The sequence below is a fragment of the Asanoa ferruginea genome (genome assembly GCF_003387075.1).
Lineage (GTDB): Bacteria > Actinomycetota > Actinomycetes > Mycobacteriales > Micromonosporaceae > Asanoa > Asanoa ferruginea.
In genome coordinates, this window is record NZ_QUMQ01000001.1 from 3,850,535 (window position 1) to 3,869,759 (window position 19,225).

The 19,225-nt window shown below is 73.9% G+C and carries 10 protein-coding genes and 1 pseudogene; all 11 read left to right on the forward strand.

Features of this window, described 5'->3' with window-relative positions; genetic code table 11:
- Positions 1-14 precede the first annotated feature (14 nt).
- Positions 15-3,119 (forward strand): FtsX-like permease family protein, encoded by a 3,105-nt coding sequence (locus DFJ67_RS18085; protein WP_116069063.1) that lies wholly within the window; start codon positions 15-17, stop codon positions 3,117-3,119.
- A gap of 4 nt (positions 3,120-3,123) precedes the next feature.
- A complete protein-coding gene (locus DFJ67_RS18090; RefSeq protein ID WP_147315537.1) occupies positions 3,124-6,177 on the forward strand; it encodes an FtsX-like permease family protein in 3,054 nt (1,017 codons plus the stop codon).
- Complete coding sequence (locus tag DFJ67_RS18095) at positions 6,174-7,073, forward strand: ABC transporter ATP-binding protein (protein ID WP_116069065.1); 900 nt, start codon at positions 6,174-6,176, stop codon at positions 7,071-7,073. Before DFJ67_RS18090 ends, DFJ67_RS18095 begins: the two co-directional genes overlap by 4 nt.
- Entirely contained in the window at positions 7,048-7,722 is a 675-nt protein-coding gene (locus DFJ67_RS18100) for an ATP-binding cassette domain-containing protein (protein ID WP_116069066.1), read from the forward strand. Before DFJ67_RS18095 ends, DFJ67_RS18100 begins: the two co-directional genes overlap by 26 nt.
- Positions 7,723-7,755: 33 nt before the next feature.
- Positions 7,756-8,283, forward strand: coding sequence for an Asp23/Gls24 family envelope stress response protein (locus DFJ67_RS18105; protein WP_116069067.1), 528 nt, complete (start codon positions 7,756-7,758; stop codon positions 8,281-8,283).
- Positions 8,284-8,315: 32 nt separating this feature from the next.
- Positions 8,316-9,989: a coenzyme B12-dependent isobutyryl-CoA mutase large subunit gene (gene icmA / locus DFJ67_RS18110; protein ID WP_116069068.1), complete on the forward strand. Its 1,674-nt coding sequence runs from the start codon at positions 8,316-8,318 to the stop codon at positions 9,987-9,989.
- 50 nt (positions 9,990-10,039) lie between these two features.
- Positions 10,040-10,906 carry an ABC transporter ATP-binding protein gene (locus DFJ67_RS18115; RefSeq protein ID WP_116069069.1) on the forward strand — a complete coding sequence of 289 codons (867 nt, stop codon included), beginning with the start codon at positions 10,040-10,042 and terminating at the stop codon, positions 10,904-10,906.
- Positions 10,907-10,913: 7 nt separating this feature from the next.
- Positions 10,914-14,036: an FtsX-like permease family protein gene (locus DFJ67_RS18120; protein ID WP_116069070.1), complete on the forward strand. Its 3,123-nt coding sequence runs from the start codon at positions 10,914-10,916 to the stop codon at positions 14,034-14,036.
- Positions 14,033-17,044 carry an FtsX-like permease family protein gene (locus tag DFJ67_RS18125; protein WP_116069071.1) on the forward strand — a complete coding sequence of 1,004 codons (3,012 nt, stop codon included), beginning with the start codon at positions 14,033-14,035 and terminating at the stop codon, positions 17,042-17,044. The genes DFJ67_RS18120 and DFJ67_RS18125 overlap by 4 nt, the downstream gene beginning before the upstream one ends.
- A 6-nt stretch (positions 17,045-17,050) precedes the next feature.
- Entirely contained in the window at positions 17,051-17,986 is a 936-nt protein-coding gene (locus DFJ67_RS18130) for a tetratricopeptide repeat protein (RefSeq protein ID WP_116069072.1), read from the forward strand.
- A gap of 13 nt (positions 17,987-17,999) precedes the next feature.
- Positions 18,000-18,900, forward strand: a pseudogene (locus DFJ67_RS18135) (arginase family protein); the annotation flags it as partial.
- Positions 18,901-19,225: the final 325 nt, after the last annotated feature.

Below are 19,225 nucleotides of genomic sequence, written 5' to 3' on the forward strand. Positions count from 1 at the left end.
CCGGAGGTGATCCAGTGTCCGGTCTGGTCGTGGCGCTGCGCGGCATCCGATCACGGTTCGTACGCTCGATTCTCGTCGTCGTGCTGTCGACGGTCGCGATCGGGGCAGCCGTGCTCGTGCCGCTGTATTCATCGGCCGCGGCCCAGTCGGTGCTGACCGACACGGTCGCCGCCGCGCCGCCGATCGTGGCCGGGCTCAACGCCCGCAGCGCCGCGCCGCCCATCGCGGCCGGGTTGCAGGTGCAGAACGTCCAACAGCGGGGGTTGCACGCGAAAGATGTGCGGGCAGCGATCGACGGTGCCCTCGCCGGGGCGCCCGCCGTTGCCGCCGTGCTCGGCGAGCCGCTGTCCACCACCGGCGACCTGGTCAACCTGGTCGTCAAGACCAAGAACCAGGGCCGGTTGGTGTTCCGACCCGGTGTCTGCGACCACCTCACGATCACCGAAGGGCAGTGCCCGGGGCCCGGCGAGCTGATGGTCAGCGACCGGACCGCCGAGGCGCTCGGGTTGCGGGTCGGCGAAAAGGTGCCGGTGACCGCCGATGGGGGAGCGACGCGGGCCTACCTTGGCGAGCCGCCGACGGTCGACCCCACCTTCACCGTGGTCGGCCTCTACCGGATCGGCGACCCGACCGATCCCTACTGGGAGACCTCGGGCTTCTTCCGCGGCGCCCCGACGAACATCCTCGAAGACGGCACCCACATCGTCGACGAGGCGTTCACCGGTGGCGAAGACGCCGTGTTGACGATCCCGCACGGCCGGCCGTTCGCCACCGTCGACTACCCGCTGGTGGCGGAGAAGGTCCGCCTCCGCAACGTTCCCGAACTCACCCGCGAGCTCGAGTCGCTCAGCGAGCGCAACGAGGTCGACCGGGTCGCGCTGATGATCGGCCTGCTGCCCAGCCTGCGCGACGCGGAGAAGCAACGGGCCGCGATCACCGCCGGGGTACCGACCGTGGCGCTGCCGCTCGTGGTCCTGTGCTGGTTCGTGCTGTTCCTGGTGATCGCCGCGGTGACCGACGACCGGCGGGCCGAGATCGCGGTCGGCAAGCTGCGCGGCCTGAGCGTGGGTGGCATCACCCGGTTCGCGATCGGTGAGCCGCTGCTGCTCATCGCCGTGGCCGCGCCGCTCGGCGTGCTCTTGGGCATCGGCCTTACCAAGCTGGCCGCTGATGCGTTCCTCGCTCCCGGCGTCGACGTCCAGGTCGGCTGGTCGGCCTTCGCGGTCGGGCTCGGTGCCCTGGTCGGCGCGGTCGTGGCCGCGGTGCTCGGCGCCCGCCAGACCGTCCGGGCCACCATCGCGTCGCTGTTGCGCCGGGTGCCGCACCGGTCGGGCCGGCGCACGGCCGTGGCCGAGGCGATCGTCGCCGCCCTCGCCGTGGCCGCCCTCTACCAGTTGCTGTTCGGCGGCGACGGGCAACGGGCGACGCTCGGCTACGCGGCCCCCGCTCTGGTCGCCCTCCTCGCGGGCCTGCTCACCGGGCGGCTGCTGAGCGTGGTGGCCAAGCAGCGGCTGGCCCGGGCCACCCGGCGCGGCCGGCTCCCCGCGATGCTCGCCGCGGCCCAGGTAGGTCGCCGGCCGGAGAGCGCCCGGCTGGTCGCGGTGCTGACCGTGGCGCTCGCGCTGCTCACGTTCGCGGCGACGATCTGGGACGTCTCGTCGGCCAACCGGACCCGGACCGCCGACGCCGACCTGGGCGCGGACCGGGTCTACGTGGTCACCGCGTCGGAGCCGGGCGCGGCGCGGGCCGCCGTCGAACGGATCGACCCGAGCGGCAAGCAGCTCATGGCCGTGGTCCGGAGCCGGCAGAGCTACGCCGGCGACTACGTCGACCTGATCGGCGTGCAATCCGACCGGATGGCCGCGGTCGCGCGCTTCCCCGACAAGAACAAGGCCCAGGTCGCCGCCCTGGCCGCCGAGCTCGGTGACCGCGGTGCGCCGCCGGTGCCGCTGCATCCGGGCCGCGTCGTGGTGCGGGCGACCGTCACCAAGCTGAACCAGTCGGCGGACCGGCCGATGGGCCTCGGCATCGTGGTCGGCGAACCCGGTGCGGCGCCCCGGGCGATCGATCTCGGCCGGCTCAAGACCGGTCCCGCGTCGTACGCCGGTGACCTGACCTGTGTCGCCGACTGCCGGCTGCTGGGCCTTCAGGTGCGCCGGTTCGGCGGCGACAACACCCCCGGTGCGGCAACGGTGCGGGTCGACGGGATCGAGATCGACGGCCAACCGCTCGACGCCTCGCTCACGAAGGCCGACGCGTGGCGGCCGGTCGCCTCGCCGCCGGTCGGGCAGACCCTCACGACCTCGGCCGACGACGCCGGGCTCACCCTCGACGTGACCAGTGAGAGCAGTTCCGACGTGCTGGCCCAGTACGCCGACGTGGTCAAGGACGCCCCGGTAGCGCTGGCCGGCCCGAGCCCGGCCGACGACAAGGACGCCAGCGAGTTCTCGTTCCCGATGCTCGGCAAGGCACCTGACGACGTACGCGTGGTCGATCGGGTCCCGCTGTTGCCCCGGGTCGGTGACCATGCGCTGCTCTTCGACGGCGCCGCCCTGGTGTCCCGGGCCGAGCGGTCGGCGGGCCTGCTCCTCGACGAGCTCTCCTACGAGGTCTGGGCGACCGCCGACGCGCCGGCCGACCTCGGCGCGCGACTGGCCGCCGAGGGCACGCCGGTGACGCTCACCGAGAACCGGTCGACCCGGCTGGCCGAGCTCGGCCGGGCCGCGCCGGCGCTGGCCCTGCGGCTCTATTTGTTCGCGGGCCTGGTCGGGCTGCTGCTCGCCTTGGGCGCGCTGGTCCTCGACGCGGGCGTCACCGCGCCCTGGCGCCGCGAGCAGACCCGAGGGTTGCGGATCACCGGCGTGCCGGCCCGGGTGCTGCGTGGCATGGCCAATCGGGAGAACCTGATGGTGCTCGGCTTCCCGGTGGTGGCCGGGATCATCGCGGGGGTGGGCGGCGCGGCGCTGGTGCTGCCGGCCATCGCGCTGGTCAACATCGACGGCACCAACCAGGCCTACCGGCTCGGCGGCTGGTGGCTGCCCGGCTCGCTGCTGTTCCTGGTGGTCGCGCTGACGATCGCCGGCCTGGTGCTCCGCCGCATCCGGGGAGGTGCGCGGTGACCGCATGGTGACCCTGCGGGGCATCCGTTCGCGGTTGGGCCGGTCGCTTCTCGTCGTGCTGCTGTCGACGATCGCGATCGCCGCCGCGGTGCTGGTGCCGCTGTATTCGACGGCCGCCGCGCAGTCGGTGTTGACCGACACGGTCGCCGCCGCGCCGCCGATCGTGGCCGGGCTGCACGCCCGCAGCGGGACGCGGAGCGGGCTGCTGGCCGAAGACGTGCGGAAGGCCGTCGACGCGCAACTGACCACGACGCCTGCGGTCGCCGCGGTGCTCGGCGCACCGCAATACTCCACCGCTGACGTCATCAACCTGGTCGGCAAGGCGAAGAACCGGGGCAAGCTGGTCTTCCGGCCCGGCGCCTGCGAGCACGTCACGATCACGTCGGGGCGTTGCCCGGGTGCCGGCGAGGTGATGGTCAGCGACCGCGCCGCCGGTTCGCTCGGCGTGCGGATCGACGAGGTGCTGGCGCTGCGGGCCAACGGGGGGTTGACCCGCGCCGTCGCGGGCCAGCCGACGCCCGTCGATCCGACTTTCACCGTGGTCGGCGTCTACCGGATCGGCGACCCGACCGACCCCTACTGGGAGACGACCGGGTTCTTTCCCGGCTCGCTGAACAACGTGCTCGAAGACGGCACCCGGATCATCGACGAGCTGTTCACCGGCAGCGAGGACCGGGTGGTGACCGTCCCGCGCGGCCTGCCGGTGGCCACTGTGGACTATCCGCTGGTCGCGGGGAAGGTGCGGCTGGCCGCGGTGCCCGAGTTGACCCGCGAGTCGCAGACGCTCAGCGAGACCCACGCGATCGACCAGGTCGCACTGCTGGTGGGCCTGCTGCCCAGCTTGCGCGTCGCGGCCGACCAGCGGGCGGCGGTCAACGCCGCGGTGCCGACCGTGGCCCTGCCGCTGGTCGTCCTCTGCTGGTTCGTGCTGTTCCTGGTGATCGCCGCGGTCACCGACGACCGGCGGGCCGAGATCGCGGTCGGCAAGCTGCGCGGGCTCAGCGTCGGTGGCATCACCCGGTTCGCGATCGGCGAGCCGCTGTTGTTGATCACCGTGGCCGCGCCGTTCGGCGTGCTGCTCGGCATCGGGCTCACCAAGCTGGCCGCTGACACGTTCCTCGCTCCCGGCGTCGACGTCCGGGTCGGCTGGCCCGCCTACGCCGTCGGGCTCGGTGCCCTGCTCGGCGCGGCAGTGGCCGCGGTGCTCGGCGCCCGCCAGACCGTCCGCGCCACGATCGTGACCCTGTTGCGCCGGGTGCCACACCGCTCGGGCCGGCGCACCGCGGTGATAGAGGCGATCGTCGCCGCCCTCGCGGTCGCCGCCCTCTACCAACTCCTCTTCGGCGGCCGCGGTCAGAAAGCGACGCTGGGCTACGCGGCGCCGGCCCTCGTCGCGCTCCTGGCCGGCCTCCTCACCGCCCGGCTGCTCGGTCTCGTGGCTCGGCGGCGACTGGTCACCGCCACCCGGCGCGGCCGGCTGCCCGCGATGCTCGCCGCGGCCCAGGTCGGTCGCCGGCCGGAGAGCGCCCGGCTCGTTGCGGTGCTGACCGTCGCGCTGGCGCTGCTCACGTTCGCGGCGACGATCTGGGATGTCTCGTCGGCCAACCGGACCCGGACCGCCGACGCCGACCTGGGCGCCGACCGGGTCTACGTGGTCAGCGCGGAGGAGCCCCGGGCGGTGCCGGCCGCTGTCGAACGGATCGACCCGACCGGCAAGCAACTCATGGCCGTGGTGCGCAGCCGACAGAGCTACGCCGGCGACTACGTCGAACTGGTCGGCGTGCAACTTGACCGGATGGCCGCGGTCTCGCGCTTCCCTGACAAGACACCGGCGCAGGTCGCCGCCCTGGCCATCGACCTGGGCGACCAGGGCGCACCGCCGGTCCCGCTGCACACCGGCCGGCTCGAGGTGCGAGCGACGGTCACCAAGCTGAACCAGTCGGCGGATCGGCCGATGGGCCTCGGCATCGTGGTCGGCGAACCCGATGCCGCACCCCGGGCGATCCCCCTGGGTCTCCTGAAGACCGGACCCGCGGCGTACGCCGGTGAGCTGAGCTGTGTCGCCGAGTGCCGGCTGCTCGGCCTCCAGGTGCGCCGTCTCGGTGCCGACAACACGCCCGGTGCGGTGACGCTGACGGTCGACCGGATCGAGCTGGACGGGCAACCGCTCGACGCCTCGCTCAGCAGCGCGGACGCCTGGCGGCCGGTCGGGAACCCGCCGGTCGGCCAGACCCTCACGACCACGGCCGGCGACGCCGGGCTCACCCTCGACGTCACCAGCGAGAGCAGTTCCGACGTGCTGGCGCAGTACGGCGACGTGGTCAAGGACGCCCCGGTGGCGCTGGCCGGCCCGAGCCCCGCCGACGACCGGAACGCCGCCGAGTTCTCGTTCCCGGTGTTCGGCAAGCTGCCCGACGACGTACGCGTGGTCGATCGGGTCCCGTTGTTGCCCCGGGTCGGCAACCGCGCGCTGCTCTTCGACGGTGCCGCCCTGGTGTCCCGCGCCGAGCGGTCGGCCGGGCTGCTCGGCGACCAACTCTCCTACGAGGTCTGGGCCACCAGTGCGGCACCGGCCGACCTCGGCGCGCGACTGGCCGCCGAGGGCATCCCGGCGACGCTGATCGAGAACCGGTCGACCCGGGTGACCCAACTCGGCCGGGCCGCACCCGCGCTGGCCCTGCGGCTCTACCTCTTCGCGGGCCTGGTCGCGCTGTTGCTCGCACTCGGCGCGCTGGTCCTCGACGCCGGCGTCACCGCGCCCTGGCGCCGCGAACAGATCCGGGCATTGCGGATCACCGGCGTGGCCGCCGGGGTGCTGCGCCGCGCGGCCAACCGGGAGAACGTGTTGGTCCTGGGCTTCCCGGTGGTGGCCGGGATCGTCGCGGGGGTGGGCGGCGCGGCCGTCGTGCTGCCGGCCATCGCCCTGGTCAATATCGACGGCAGCGACCAGGCTTACCGGCTGGGCGGCTGGTGGCTGCCCGGCTCGCTGCTGTTTCTGATGCTCGCACTGGCGATCGCCGCCGTGGTGCTCCGCCGAATCCGAGGAGGTGCGCGATGAGCGCACGGGTTGACACGCTGGACGCGGAGACTGGCTTCGTGCCCTTCGGCGTCACCTGCCGTGGCGTGGTGTTGATCTACCGGCTCGAGGGCTATGACGTGGTCGCGCTGGCCGGCGTCGACCTCGACATCGCGCCGGGGGAGGCGGTCGCGCTGGTCGGCCCGTCCGGCGCCGGCAAGTCGACGCTGCTCTCGCTGATGTCCGGCGTGCTGCGCCCGTCGGCCGGCCGGCTCCAGGTCGGCGAGCTCGACCTCGTGCGGGCCAGCGCCGCCGACGTGCAGCGGCTGCGCGCCGTCGATGTCGGCGTCGCGTTGCAGGGCAGCAGCCGCAACCTGCTGCCCTATCTGACCTGCGAGCAGAACGTGCGGTTCGCGCAGCGCGCGGCGCGCGGGCTCGGCCGGCGCCCGCCGGACCCGGCGGTCATCCTCGACGACGTCGGGCTGCTCGGCCGCCGGCGTGCCGTGCCAGGGGACCTGTCGCCCGGTGAGCGGCAGCGGCTGGCCTTCGCCGTCGCGGGCGCGGCCCGACCTGGGCTGTTGCTGCTCGACGAGCCGACCAACCAGCTCGACGAGCATTCCCGCGACGAGGTGCTGGCCGTGCTGCACCGGCTGCACGAGGCCGGCACCACGGTCGTCGTGGTCACCCACGACATGGCGGTCGGCGCGGCCCTCGGCCGCACGGTGACCATCCGCGACGGCCGGGTCGGCGCCGAGGGGCGGCGCGGTGAGGACTACTCCGTGGTGGGTCGCGACGGTAGCGTGCACCTTCCGGCGGAGCTGCTCGACCGGCTTCCGCCGGGCACGCTTGTCAAGATCGCGTCCGATGACGACGGCACCATCCGGCTCGTGCCGGCGATTGAAGGGGGAACCGATGAGCAGGACCATCGTCGTCGATGAGGTGACCGTCGCCTACGGCGCCGGCGAGCCCGTGCTGACCGGCGTGTCCGCGGTCGCGACACCGGGCCAGGTGCTGGCGGTGACCGGGCCGTCCGGCGCGGGCAAGACCACGCTGCTGTGGACCATGGCCGGCCTGCTCCGCCCGTCGGTGGGCAGCGTGACGGTCGACGGCGCGGCGATCCGCGACCGCGACTTCGCGGTGGCGCAGCAGATCGTGCTGGTGCCGCAGGACAACGGCCTGGCCGCGATCCTGACCGCCGCCGAGAACGTGCAGGTCGCGCTGATCGCCGGTGGCGTCGCGCCGCCGGAGGCCCGCCGGCGCAGCGCCGAGGCGCTCGAGCGGCTGGGCCTGGCCGGGCAGTCCGACCAGCTCGTCGAGGAGCTCTCCGGCGGCCAGCAGCAGCGCACCGCGATCGCCCGCGGGCTGGCGCTGCACGGCGACGTGGTGCTGGCCGACGAGATCACCAGCGAGCTCGACGCGACCAACCGGCAGAAGGTCATCGACCTGCTCCGCGAGGAGGCGTTCCGGGGCGCGGCGGTCGTGTTCGCGACACACGACCCGGAGGCCGCGGCGGCCTGCGACGCGGAGCTGCACCTCGTCGATGGCCGGGCCGAGTTGGTCCGCGGGCCGTCACCTGTTGGTCACTGACAACCCTGGCGGGGCGGGGTTAGGGTGCCGGCCATGAGCGATGTCACCCCCGAGTCCGACGTGGCGGCCCAGGTCCACGTGCCCGCGCAGCGTCCGGAGAGCAACGGCGCCGCTGACAAGATCGGTGACGCCGTCGAGCGCGCCACGGCCGTCTCCGGCCGGGTCGCCTCGGCGGTCGTAGAGCGGCTCCGCAACGAGGGCTCGTTGACCGCCGAGCGCGGCGCGACGACGATCGCCGACGAGGTGGTCGAGAAGATCGCCGGGATCGCGGCGCGTGGCGTTCCGGGGGTGCACGACCTCGGTGGCGATGTCGCCCGGGTGTTCGCGGGCCTGAAGGAGCGGGTCGGCCTCGACGACGACTCCGACCGCGGCGTCTCGGTCCGGCTGGAGGGCGAGCAGGCCACGGTCGAGATCACCCTCGTTATCGAGTACGGGCAGGTCGTACGCACGGTGACCGAAGCCGTGCGGGCCGAGGTGATCGCCGCGGTCGAGAAGATGCTCAGCCTCCAGGTGACCGAGGTGAACATCAAGGTCGACGACGTGCACGTGGCGGAGGCTTAGCGATCGTTCAGGTGAACCTCTAGACTGGCCGAATGGACGCCGAGGAGATCGCCGCCGGCCGGGCGCGCTGGCAGGCCCGCTACGACGCCGCCCGCAAGCGTGACGCCGACTTCACCACGCTGTCCGGGATGCCGGTCGAGCCGGTCTACGGCCCGCCGCCCGGTGTCGAGGTGCCCGGCTTCGACAAGATCGGCTGGCCCGGCGAGTTCCCCTACACCCGGGGTCTCTACCCGACCGGCTACCGCGGCCGCACCTGGACCATCCGGCAGTTCGCCGGCTTCGGCAACGCCCGGCAGACCAACGAGCGCTACAAGATGATCCTGGGTTCCGGCGGCGGCGGGCTGTCGGTCGCGTTCGACATGCCGACCCTGATGGGCCGCGACTCCGACGACACCCAGGCGCTGGGCGAGGTCGGGCACTGCGGCGTGGCCATCGACTCGGCCGACGACATGGACGTGCTGTTCGAGGGCATCGACCTGGCGTCGGTCACCACGTCGATGACCATCTCCGGCCCGGCGGTGCCGGTCTTCTGCATGTATCTGGTCGCCGCCGAGCGCCAGGGTGCCGACCTGTCCAAACTGGACGGCACGCTGCAGACCGACATCTTCAAGGAATACATCGCCCAGAAGGAGTGGCTCTTCGAGCCCGAGCCGCACCTGCGGCTGATCGGCGACCTGATGGAATACTGCGCCCGCGAGATCCCGCGCTACAAGCCGCTGTCGGTCTCCGGCTACCACATCCGCGAGGCCGGCTCGACCGCCGCGCAGGAGCTGGCCTACACGCTCGCCGACGGCTTCGGCTACGTCGAGCTGGGCCTGTCCCGCGGCCTCGACGTCAACACCTTCGCGCCGGGGCTCTCGTTCTTCTTCGACTCGCACGTCGACTTCTTCGAAGAGATCGCCAAGTTCCGGGCCGCCCGGCGGATCTGGGCCCGCTGGCTGCGCGACGTCTACGGCGCGACCGACGAGCGAGCGCTCTGGCTGCGCTTCCACACCCAGACCGCCGGTGTCTCGCTGACCGCGCAGCAGCCGGTCAACAACGTCGTACGCACGGCTGTCGAGGCTCTGGCCGCCGTTCTCGGCGGCACCAACTCGCTGCACACCAACGCGCTCGACGAGACCCTGGCGCTGCCCACCGACGAGTCGGCCGAGATCGCCCTGCGCACCCAGATGGTGCTGATGGAGGAGACCGGCGTGACCAACGTGGCCGACCCGCTGGGCGGCTCCTGGTATGTCGAGGCGCTCACCGACGCGATGGAGGCCGAGGCCGAGAAGATCTTCGAGCGGATCCGCGAGCTGGGCTCCGACGGCACCATCACCTCGGGCATCCTGCGCGGCATCGAAGACGGCTGGTTCACCTCGGCGATCGCCGACTCGGCGTTCACCTACCAGCGGGCGCTGGAAAAGGGCGAGAAGAAGATCGTGGGGGTCAACACGGCCACCAGCACGGTCGCCAAGGAGCTCGACATCCTGCGCGTCTCGCACGAGGTCGAGATCGACCAGAAGGCGACGCTGGCCCGGCGCAAGGCCGGTCGCGACCAGGCGGTGGTCGACGCGGCCCTCAAGCGGATGGTCGACGTGGCCCGCACCAGCGACAACATGATCCCGTCCATGCTGGACGCGGTGCGCGTCGAGGCGACCCTGGGCGAGATCTGCGACGTGCTGCGGGCCGAGTGGGGCGTCTACCGGGAGCCCGCCCGGTTCTAACCAGTGATCACGGGGCTGCGCGATCATCGACGAGGTGGTAGGCAGTACCCGTGTCAGGTCTAGCAGTCGCATGCCGCCGGGTGGTGCACATCTACCGTGCCGAGGCGGGCGACGTCGTCGCGCTCTCCGGCGTCGACCTGTCGATCGGCCCGGGCGAAATGCTGGCGCTGGTCGGCCCGTCGGGTTCCGGCAAGTCCACGCTGGTCGCGCTCCTCGCGGGGCTGATGCGGCCGTCGGCCGGCCGGGTCAACGTCGGCACCTTCGACCTGGGCAAGCTCAGTGACGCCGAGATCTCCCGGCTGCGCGGCACCCAGATCGGCGTGGTGCTCCAGGGCGCGGCCCGCAACCTGCTGCCATACGCCTCCCTCGAGCGCAACGTCTGGCTCGCCCAGCGCCGGGCCGCCCGCACCGAGGGCATCGAGCTCGAAGACCCGGAGCGGATCCTCGACCTGGTCGGCCTGACCGGCCGGGGCGCCGCCAAGCTGACCGACCTGCCGCCCGGTGCCCGCCAGCGCGCCGCCCTCGCCGTCGGCATCGCCGCGTCGCCCGGGCTGCTGCTGGTCGACGAGCCCACCAGCCAGCTCGACTCGCACGGCCGCGACGAGGTGCTCGACGCGCTCGAGACCGTCAACGCCGAGCGCGGCACCACCGTCGTCGTGGTCACCCACGACGCCGAGGTCGGCGCCCGCCTCGGCCGCGCGGTCACCATCCGCGACGGGCGGGTCGGCGCCGAGGGCCGCGGCGGCCAGGACTTCGCCGTGGTCGCCGGCGACGGCACCGTGCAGCTCCCGCCCGACATCCTCGGCCACTTCCCGCCCGGCACCCTGTTCACTGTCGATCAGGCTGACGGCTCCGTCACGCTCGTTCCTGGCGGCGCTGCCCAGATCCCGGAGTCCCACACCGGCGACGCGGCGTAGCGCCCGCATGTCGGGTGTCATTCGCGGCGCGCTGCGGTCCCGCCGCGCACAGGCCGCCACCGTGCTGGTGCTCACCGGGCTGGCTGTCGCCGTCGCGGCCGCAGCGCCCTGGTATGTCCGCGCCGCCGAACGCTCGGTCGCGGTGGCCGACGTCGGGGGCGCCCAGTCCAGCGAGCTCGTGGTGCGGGTCGCCGGCCGGGTCGAGGGTGCGACCGCGCCCGGTGGCACCGTGCACAGCGGCGCCGAGGTGGTCGACGACGTCAGGCAGCAGGCCGGCGGCGTGGTCAAGGTCCCGGGCGCCGAGACGACGGTGTCCATGCGCGAGTCCGGCGCCATCACCTCCGACCTGGCCCGGGTCAACCTGCGGCTGGTCTACCGCGACGAGATGTGCGACCACCTCGAGGTCGAGGGCGCCTGCCCGCGCGCGGCCCGCGAGCTGTTGCTCAGCCGCCGCACCGCGCAGGCGCTTCAGGTCGGCCCCGGCGACGAGGTCGACTTCACGCTCTCCTCGCTGGAGCCGGTGCCCTACCAGGTCGTCGGCACCTACCAGCTGAAGGACCCGCTCGGAAAATACTGGGCGCTGACCGACTTCGGTGGCTCGTCGGCGCTCGACCCGGGCGCCGACGGCCCCGGCGACCCGGCCTTCGTCGCCTCCGACACGATCGCCCAACTGCCGATCAAGGAGATCACGGCCGACTACCACCTGCGCCTGCCGGAGCAGCTGTTCCTCGACGACATCGAGGGGTTGCGGGCCGACCTGGCGCCGGTCGCGCGGGACAACGGCGTCTGGCGGGCCACGACCGACGCGGTCACGCTGGCCGGCCGGATCGACCACGAACGTGACCTGGTCGCGCTCGGGGTCGGCGTGGCCGCCGTACAACTGCTGGTCCTGTGTTGGTTCGGCCTCTTCTTCGCGGTCCGGCACACCGCCGAGCAGCGCCGCCCCGACATCGGCCTGCTCAAGCTGCGCGGCGCCGCCCGCTGGCGGCTCTGGTATCTCGCGATCGCGCAGAGCGCCGTCCCCATGGTGGTGGGCGCGGTGGCCGGCACCGGCCTCGGCCTCGGCGTCGCCCGACTGGTCGCCGGCGACGTGAGAAACAGCGGCTCGGCCGCGATCATGTCCGGCATCGCCGCGCTGGCCGCCCTGTTCGGCGCGGTGCTCGCGGCCGTGGCCGCCGACGCCGGCGGCATGCGGACCCCGGTCACCGACCTGCTCCGGCACGTGCCGTCCCGGCGCCGTGGCTGGCGGGCCGAGGTGGTCGACTTGGTCGTCGTGCTGATCGCCGCGGCCGGTCTCTACCAGAGCTATGCGACCGCGGTCGACGACGACGACACCACTGGCCTCGCGCTGCTGGCGCCGGCCCTGGTCGCGGTCCTCGTCGCGCTCGCCGCCGCCCGCCTGCTCACCCCGCTGGCCGGCCGCGTCGGCCGGAGCGCGCTGCGCTCCGGTCGGGTGCCGGCCGCCCTCGGCGCTATCCAACTCGCCCGCCGGCCCGGCACCCACCGGGTGTTCGCGCTGCTGGTGATCGCCGTCGCGCTGCTCGGCACGGCGGTCGGCGGCTGGAGCGCGGCGACCGACAGCCGGGTCGAACGCGCCCGGCACGAACTCGGCGCCGACCGGGTGGTCACCGTGCAGGCCCGCAGCCGGGCCCAACTCGTCGCGGCCGTGCGCGCCGCCGACCCGGGTGGCCGGCAGGCGATGGCGGTCGTCCGCACCAGCAACGGGCCCGCGACGGTGCTGCTCGCCGTCGACTCGGCGCGCTTCGCGGCGGTCGCCGACTGGCAACCGGTGTACGGCGGCCCGCCGCTGTCCACGATCGCGGCCCTGCTCCACCCCGCCGCCCCGGCGCCGCTGTCGGTCAGCGACGGCGAACTGACCCTCGAGGCCGAGGCCCGGATGGTGCCGGCGCCGCTGGCCCCCCTCAGCGCCGGTGACGACACCGGCGGGTCCGCGGGTGGCGCCGCCGCGCCGCCGACCGACCCGCTGTTCTTCCTGCTCCATCTGGCCACCGCCGCCGGCGACCAGGTCACCGTCCAGTTCGGCCCGATCACCGGTCCGCGCGCGAGCTACCGCGCCACCGTGCGGGGCTGCGCTGGCAGCTGCCGGCTGGTCGGTTTCGAGCCGGCGGCCCGCAACTTCGCCGGCCGCTCGGCCGTTCCCGAGCCGGGCGCGACGGTCACCGTCTTCGGGCTCGCCGGCGCCGCCGGCCCGGTCGTGCCGGCCGCGGTGCTCGGCGATGTCGGCCGCTGGCGTGCCGGAGTCGGCGAGACCACCGTCGGCCCCAACCTGACCGCCGCCGGCGGCTCGCTCACCATCACCGCGGTCCGCGCGGCGCGCGAGTCCGACCGGGCGACCCGGGTCTGGGTGGTCGACGGGCCGGCACCGCTGCCCGTGGTCACCACCAGTAGCGCCTCGCTGCCGCCGGCCGGTGACGCGCGATTGCCGGTCTTCGGCGGTGACCCGGTGCCGTTCCGCGCCGTCGCCAGCGCCCGCACACTGCCGGTCGCCACCCGGTTCGGCTACCTGATGGACCTCGAATACGCCGATCGGATCGCCGAGAATCCGGGTGTTGGCGACAATCCGCAGGTCTGGCTCACGTCCGATGCCGCGCCCGACATCCTCGACCGGCTCCGGGCCGGCGGGCTGACCGTCATCTCCGATGAGACCGCCGCCGGGCTGACCGACCGGTTCGACCGCGAAGCGCCGCCGGCCGCACTGCGCTTCCAAGTCGTCGCCGCGATCGCCGGGCTGCTGCTCGCCGCCGGCGCCTTCATCGTCGTGGCCGCGGTGGAGCGACCGGAGCGGGCCGGCGAGTTGGCCGCGCTGCGCGCGCAGGGCCTGCCACCCAAGGTGGTCCGCCGGGTCGCCTGGGGTGGCTACGGCGGGCTCGCGGCCGCGGCGGTGCTGCTCGGTGCCGGCGCGAGCGCGCTCGCCCAGGCGGTGACCCGCCGGCCGATCCCGCTGTTCGTCGACGGCTGGGATGTGCTGCCGGTCGCAGTCGGCCCGCAGTACGGGCCGCTCGGCCTGGCCACCCTGGCCGCGGTGGTGGTCGTGGGCGCCGCCGGTGCGGCCGCCGCGGTGCTGCTCGTGCGGGCCGTCGTCAACGCCGGGTCAGAGGAGTCCGCGTGATCGCCCTGGTCGCTCTGATGCTCACCGCCCGGCGCTTTCAGGCGGCGCTGGTCGTGCTGCTCAGCGCGCTCGCGACGGCCGCCGCGGTGGCCGGCCCGGCCTACACCGCCGCCGTCGACCGGGCGGCGACCGTCGCCGAGGTGGCCAACACGCCCCCGGCCGCCCGCACCGTCGCCCTCACCGGCGCGATCGACAGCACCCAGCGCGACCGGTTCGACGCGCTCGCCAACGACCTGGCCGACCTGCCCCGGTTCAACACCGTGCTGACCGCCGTCCTGCCGGTGCTCGGCCTGGAGCCCGCGAGCGGCGAGATCTCCTGGATGACATTCCGCGACAGCGCCTGCGAGCACCTGGAGATCGTCGCGGGCCGCTGCCTGATGGCCGCCGGCGAGGTAATCGTCGGCGAGTCGACCGCGCACCGCCTCGGCGTGGCACCCGGCCAGTCGGTGACCCTGAGCTGGGCCACCTACGACGACGCCACCCGCAGATGGGTGTCCTCCGGGCGGCCGGCGCCGATCACGATCGTCGGCGTCTACCGGCCGCGCGACCCGGCCGAGCCCTACTGGGGGCGCAGCGGCTATTTCTCGCCGACCGCGCCCGACGCCAACCAGGAGCCGGTCTTCACCGGCCGGCCGACCGTCGACGGGCTGGAGCACGAGTCCGACAACCGGTCCGTTGAGGCGATCCCCGGTCCCGGTGCGCTCGACGCCGACCAGTTGCCCGCGCTCGGTGTCGCGCTCGACAACCTGCGCGACAAGCTCGGCGACGACGAGGAGTCGACCGGTTTCGCGACCCTCAACGACGAACTGCCCAAACTCTTCGACCGGGTACGTCGCTCCGACGCGCTGACCCGCGAACTGGTGCCGCTGGCCGGCCTGCCGCTGATCGGCCTGTGCTGGCTGGTCATCTTTGTCGCGGTGGCCGGCGCGACCGCCGCGCGCCGGCACGAGCAGGCGCTGATCGCATTGCGCGGCGCGCCCCGGATCGGCCGGTTCTGGCTGGCCGCCGGGGAGAGCGTGATCGCGATCGCGGTCGGCGCCCCGATCGGCTACCTGGTCGGGACGCTGGCCACCCGGGCGGCCGCCAACGCGCGCTTCGGCCCGGTCCCGATCTTCGAACTCGCTCCGGCGCCGGGGGTGCTGCTGGCCGCCTTGGTCGCGGTCGCCGGCGCGGTGGCCGTCGGCCTGCTCGCGCTGCGCAGCGACCTGGCCAGCCCGGTGGTCGACCTGCTCCGCCGGGTGCCGCCGCGCGGCGCCGCCTGGCGCACCGTCGCGATCGACGCGGGCGCGGTCGTGCTCGCCGTCGTGGCCGCCGTGCAGCTGCGCGCATTCGACGGCCAACTGCTCGGCCTGGGTCTGCTGGTGCCGGCGCTGATCGGGCTGGCGATCGCGGTGCTGGCCGGTCGCCTGCTGGTCCCGCTGGCCGCCCGGCTCGGCCGCCGGGCCATCCGCAGCGGCCGGCTCGGGTTGGCGCTCGGTGCGCTCCAGGTCGCCCGCCGGCCCGGCAGCCAACGGCTGTTCGTGCTGCTGGCCGTCGCGGTCGCGGTGCTCGGTTTCGCGACCACCGCCGTCGACGTGGCCGGTCGGGCCCGGGCCGATCGGGCCGCGGTGGAGACCGGCGCCCTCCGCACGCTGACCGTCGGCACGGTCGACGCCGGCGCGCTGCGGTCGGCCGTGCGGGCCGTCGACCCGGACGGCCGCTTCGCCATGGCGGCCGGCACGCGATCCTCCGCGGAGGGCCCGCCGGTGGTGTTCGCCGACACCGCGGCATTGCCCGCCGTGGCACTCTGGCGTCCCGAATACGGCGACCGCTCGGCGGCGGAGATCGCCGCCGCGCTGCGCCCGCCAGCCGACGAGCCGGTCGTGGTCAAGGGCACCGAACTGGCGCTGACCGTCAACTACGAGTCGCGGACGCCGACCGGCACCGAGCTGCGGCTGACCGCGCTGCTTCGCCCGCTGGCGGGTGGTTCACCGGTGCGGGCCGGCACCGCCAAAATCGCAACCGGCCGGCATACCTGGACCATGGCCAGCCAGATCTGCGTCGTTGGCTGCCGGCTTGCCGGGATCGAGGCGGTCTACGCCGCGGCCGGCGGCACGGCGGCGGACATCTCGATCATTTCGTTGGCCGAACGGCCCGACCAGTCGGCGCCGTTCACCGACGTGGTGCCGGCGTTCGGCACCGACAAGTGGCGCGCCAACAACGACGCGACGCTGACCGCACAGGACGGCGGCGTGCACGTCGTCGTGCCGGGTGCGGTCGTGCAGCCGCGGCCGACCGTGATCGTGCCGACGGGCACACCCACCGAAGTGCCGGTGCTCAGTGGCGGGCCGCCGCCCAAGTCGGGCGAGGCCGAGGGCGTCGACGGCAACGTGGTCGCGATCCGGCCGGTCGGCGAGGGCCGCGCACTGCCCCGGATCGGCACCGGACTGCTGATGGACATCGGGTACGCCGAACGCATCGCCACCGGCAGCACCGACCTCACCACGGCCGAGGTCTGGCTCGGCCCGGCGGCCCCGGCCGACATCGAGCAGCGGCTGACCGATCAGGGCCTGATCGTGACCGGCCGCGACTCGGTCACGGCCGCCGCCGACCGGCTCGACCAGCGCGGCCCGGCCCTCGCGGTGTGGTTCCACCTGCTGGCCGGCGGGGTCGCGGTGCTGCTCGCCGCGTGCGGCATGTGGCTGATGGCCGCCGTCGACCGCCGGCGCAACCTCGACGACCTGATCGCTTTGCGGCGGCAGGGGCTCGCGGCGCGTACCGGTGGAAGCTGGGTTCTCTGGGCTTATCTGCCTGTCGCCATCGCGGCCGTGCTCGCCGGTTTGGTCGCGGCCGTCATCGCCTGGGCGGTGGTCGGCAAGTATGTCCCATATTTCGTTGATGACGACTTCGCCCTGGCCCCGCCGGCCTGGCCACGGCCCCTCGCCATCGTCCTTCCGGCGGTCGCGGTCGCCCTGCTGTTCACCACCGTGGCGGCCGGTCTGCGTCGAGCGCTCCGCGTGCGAGACTAGGGAACCATGAGCGAACCACGGACGTCTCCGTCGATCTTCACTCGCGGCGCGGTCGATCTCGGCGCGCTGCGCCCTTCACCATCTCCGTCCCCGGCCGCCGCTGGCGGCGGCGCGGGCGGTCAATCAGCGCCCACCGAGCAACCGGCACCGGGTGGCTTCGCGCCCGGCGGCAGCGTCGCCGTGATCGACGTGACCGAGGCGACGTTCCAGGCCGAGGTCCTCGAACGCTCGCTGACCACGCCCGTGGTCATCGACTTCTGGGCCGAGTGGTGCGAGCCGTGCAAGCAACTCTCCCCGATGCTGGAGAAGCTGGCGATCGAAGGCGGCGGCGCGTGGGTGCTCGCCAAGATCGACGTTGACGCCAACCAGCGCCTCGCCCAGATGTTCCGGGTCCAGGGCATCCCGATGGTCTTCGCGGTGGTCGGCGGCCAGCCGGTCGACGCCTTCTCCGGCGTCGTGCCCGAGTCGCAGCTCCGCCAGTGGATCGGCGCGGTGCTCAAGGCCGGCGGCGTCGAGGTCGAGGCACCGGCTGACCCCCGCCTCGAGAGCGCCGACGACGCCCTGATGGTCGGCGACCTCGACGCGGCCGAGGCCGCCTACAAGAAGATCCTCTTCGAGGCACCGGCCGACGCGGCCGCCGAAGCCGGCCTGGCCCAGGTCGGTCTCTACCGCCGGGTGCAGGGCGTCGACGCGGCCAAGGTCATGTCGGACGCGGCCGCGGCCCCTGATGACCTCGACCTCCAGGAGCTGGCGGCCGACATCGAGATCCTCGGCGGCGAGGCCGAGCGGGCCTACAAGCGCCTGATCGACCTGGTGAGACGCAGCGCCGGCGACGACAAGGAGCGGGTCCGCAAGCACCTGGTGTCGCTGTTCACGATCGCCGGTCCCGACGACCCGGCGGTCTCCGCGGCCCGCCGGGCCCTGGCCAGCGCGCTGTTCTGAGACGGTGAGCGCCGTGCGCCGGATCGCACTCCTGGACGCGCCGTCGAACCTGGGCCTACGACCGCCCACGCCGACGTCAACTCCCGGCTGCGCCAAGGCGCCCGGCGCCCTCCGCGACCAGGGCCTGCTGGGCCGGCTCGCGGCCCGCGACGCAGGCTGCCTCACCCCACCCCGCTACGACCCGGGCGACTGGCGCCCGGGCGACGGCGTCTGCCACGCCGACGCGATCGCGGCCTACTCGGTGGCCCTGGCCGGCCGCATCGGCGCGATCATCGACGCAGACGAGTTCCCGGTCGTCCTCGGCGGTGACTGCTCGATCCTGCTCGGCTCCGCGCTGGCGATGCACCGCCTGGGTGAGGCGGTCGGCGGCCGCATCGGCCTGGTCTTCGTCGACGGCCACTCCGACTTCCGCCACCCCGGCAACGCGTCCTATGTGGGCGCCGCGGCCGGCGAGGACCTGGCGCTGGCAACGGGTCGCGGCCAAGCCGACCTGGCGGCGATCGAGGGCCGAAGACCCTACTTCCGCGACATCGACGTGGTAGTGCTCGGCATCCGCGCCCAGGACGAATACCGGCTGGACCTACAGGCCGCCGGCATCGTGACGCGCGCGGTGCCCGCCCTACGCGCCGAGGGCGCGGCACGCACCGCGCAGTGGGCCCGCGACCAACTCGCCGACTGCGCCGGCTACTGGGTGCACGTAGACGTAGACGTGCTCGACCCCGCGGTCCTGCCCGCGGTCGACGCGCCCGACCCGGGCGGGATCGCCTTCCCGGAATTGGAACTGTTGATCGCCGGCCTGGTCGACACCCCACACTGCCTGGGCATCGAACTCACGGTCTTCGACCCGGACTACGACCCCGACGGCACCTACGCGGCCGAAATCGTCAGCACCGTCGTCGCGGGCCTGGCCCCGATCCGCGCGGCCGCCTCAGCCCGGGGCCGGTCAGCGTTGGCTTTCACCCAGCGCCGCCGCCCCGCCCCCGACGGCGACCGCTTCCACCCACCGGCGATCCCGGAGCCCCCGTCAAGGCCGGCCGCGCCGGCCGAGACGACGTCGGTCTGGGACTCAGTGCCGGCCGACCTGCCCGCCGCGGCCTGGGAGCCGGTTCCGGAGGCCGAGGCCGTGCCCGCGTGGGAGCCGGTGGCGGAGGCCGCGTCTGACTGGGAGCCGCCCGCCGACGCCGCCGCTTGGGAAAGCGAGGCGTCCCCGACATCCGACCCGGAACCAACCGCGGCGCC

Coding starts and splice junctions, on each gene's coding strand:
- icmA (WP_116069068.1), top strand. CDS start 8,316: ATGGACGCCGAGGAGATCGCCGCCGGCCGGGCGCGCTGGCAGGCCCGC.
- DFJ67_RS18090 (WP_147315537.1), top strand. CDS start 3,124: ATGGTGACCCTGCGGGGCATCCGTTCGCGGTTGGGCCGGTCGCTTCTC.
- DFJ67_RS18130 (WP_116069072.1), top strand. CDS start 17,051: ATGAGCGAACCACGGACGTCTCCGTCGATCTTCACTCGCGGCGCGGTC.
- DFJ67_RS18105 (WP_116069067.1), top strand. CDS start 7,756: ATGAGCGATGTCACCCCCGAGTCCGACGTGGCGGCCCAGGTCCACGTG.
- DFJ67_RS18095 (WP_116069065.1), top strand. CDS start 6,174: ATGAGCGCACGGGTTGACACGCTGGACGCGGAGACTGGCTTCGTGCCC.
- DFJ67_RS18120 (WP_116069070.1), top strand. CDS start 10,914: ATGTCGGGTGTCATTCGCGGCGCGCTGCGGTCCCGCCGCGCACAGGCC.
- DFJ67_RS18100 (WP_116069066.1), top strand. CDS start 7,048: ATGAGCAGGACCATCGTCGTCGATGAGGTGACCGTCGCCTACGGCGCC.